This is a genomic window from Aeromicrobium sp. PFPM2_SD2, assembly GCF_057364525.1.
Genome location: NZ_JBNFNZ010000439.1, coordinates 1 through 2,013 on the forward strand (window position 1 = coordinate 1; position 2,013 = coordinate 2,013).

General features: G+C 74.3%; 2 protein-coding genes and 1 tRNA gene. 1 reads left to right on the forward strand and 2 read right to left on the reverse strand.

Annotated features, from left to right (window positions below; genetic code table 11):
* Positions 1 to 173: 173 nt before the first annotated feature.
* Both AC2W7G_RS14785 and AC2W7G_RS14790 read right to left on the reverse strand, forming a co-directional pair.
* A complete protein-coding gene (locus AC2W7G_RS14785; protein ID WP_485869108.1) occupies positions 174 to 1,100 on the reverse strand; it encodes an alpha/beta hydrolase in 927 nt (308 codons plus the stop codon).
* Positions 1,101 to 1,126: 26 nt separating this feature from the next.
* On the reverse strand, positions 1,127 to 1,645 hold the full coding sequence (locus AC2W7G_RS14790) for a hypothetical protein (RefSeq protein ID WP_485869109.1): 519 nt from the start codon (positions 1,643 to 1,645) through the stop codon (positions 1,127 to 1,129).
* A 158-nt stretch (positions 1,646 to 1,803) separates the two neighbouring features.
* Here AC2W7G_RS14790 and AC2W7G_RS14795 point away from each other — a divergent pair.
* A tRNA-Arg gene (locus tag AC2W7G_RS14795) sits at positions 1,804 to 1,880 on the forward strand.
* The last annotated feature ends 133 nt before the right edge of the window (positions 1,881 to 2,013 follow it).

Consider the following 2,013-nt stretch of genomic DNA (forward strand, 5'->3'; position numbering starts at 1 on the left):
CCTCGACGGACGGCACGGGCACGGCGGAGCACGCGCCCGAGCAGCGTCAGGACGGCGACGCCGGCGCACGCGCCGCCCGGGGGAAGGTCGGCACCGCAGCATCCTGCCCGTCCGCCCCCGCCCACGGCGGGAGCGGACGAGGCGTGTCCGTCACCGGGTGACGGACACGCCGCTCAGGGACGCGGCAGCGACGCGAGCAGGTCGGCGAACGCCGCGACGGCGTCGTCGACCGCGGCCTTGGCCCCCTCGGAGAACGCGCCCATGTCCATGAAGCCGTGGATCATCGCCGGGTAGGTCCGGTGCACGACCCGCACCCCGGCCGCCTCGAGCGCCGCCGCGTACGCGTCGCCCTCGTCGCGCAGCGGGTCGAAGCCGGCGGTGGCCACCACGGCCGGCGCGACCTGGGTCAGGTCGCCGTGCAGCGGCGACAGCCGCGGGTCGGCCGGGTCGGTGCCCTCGGGGACGTACTGGGCACCGAACCACTGCATGGTCGGCAGGTCCAGGAAGTAGCCGGTCGCGTTCTCCTGGTGCGAGGCGTACTCCCCGCCCATGTCGGTGACCGGGTACAGCAGCAGCTGCGCCGCGACCTCCGGCACCTGCTGGGCGACGACGGCCGAGAGGTTGGCCCCGGCGCTGTCGCCCGCGACCGCCACGAGGTCGGAGCCGCCCAGCTGCGCGCGCCGCTCCATGACGTCCAGCGTGGCGGCGACGGCGTCCATCGGGGCGGCCGGGAACGGGTGCTCGGGCGCGAGCCGGTAGTCGACCGAGACGACCACCGCGCCGGTGCCGGCGCAGATCGTGCGGGCCATGTTGTCGTGGGTGTCGAGGTCACCGATGACGAAGCCACCGCCGTGGAGCATGACGATCGTGGGCACGGGCCCGTCGGCCTCGGGCCGGTAGACGCGGGCCCGGAGGTCGCCCTCGGCGCCGGCCACGGTGGTGTCCTCGACCGAGCCGACGGGCACCACGCTCTCGGGCTGGCGCATGTCGACGGTGAGCGTGCGGAAGCCCGCGCGGGCCTCGGCGGGCGTCTGCTGGTGCATCGGGGTGCCGGCCTCGAGCAGGGTGAGCAGGCCGGCGAGCTGGGAGTCCACGGTCATGGCCCGCACGCTAGGGGACGTGGAGGTCAGCCGACGGCGGAGCAGGGGTCGGGCCTGGAGGTGCACAACGTGACGTGCGCGCTGCTGACGGCCGTGCGTTCTTCCCCATCGACCCTGTAACGGATACGCAACCCCTCGACCTCACCGTCACCTGTGCCGTCGCGCTGCAGCTCCACGACCAATGGCGTCGGCCCGCCCGGAGACCCGGAGCAGGCGGTCTCGACCGCACGGGTCAAAGTCAGGTCGGGCACCTCGGAGAGCCTGCCGTCCATCGCGCCGATTCCAGGCCCGCCCACCTGCAGACCGAAGTCGCTCACCGTCGCGCCCAGCGCTCGCACCGGAGCCACGTCCGTGACCGTCGCCCGGCGTGCGCCATCCACGCACAGGTCGTCGACGTACAAGAGCATGTGGTCCTGGCCGGAGGAGAATCCTGTGCCGAGCTGCATGCCTGATCCGGCGCGGACCTCAGGGCGCAGGGCGCGGTCGACGGACCACCATCCGGCCATCGCGACGACCGCCGCGACGGCGGCACCGACGAGCACCACGCGCTTCCTCATCACACCCGTCCCTTCCGCGCCGGCGATGCACCGGCACCGCAGCATCCCACTTCGAGCCGCACCGCCGGGCCGGTTTCGGCCACGCCGCCGGGACGAACCCTCCGCCCCGCTGCGGCATACTGGCGCTCGGCGGCTCCGGCCGCCGGGCGCCCGTAGCTCAGCTGGATAGAGCAAGAGCCTTCTAATCTCTGGGTCGCAGGTTCGAGTCCTGCCGGGCGCGCCACCCCTCCGACCCGAGCAGCGGCCCGCCTAGTCTGAGCCCCATGCCGGCCCCTCACCGCGACGCGCGCCTCGTCGCGCTCGTCGCCGCCGGGGGCACCGTGGGGCGTCCTGGCTCGCGGACCTGGTGACCCGCG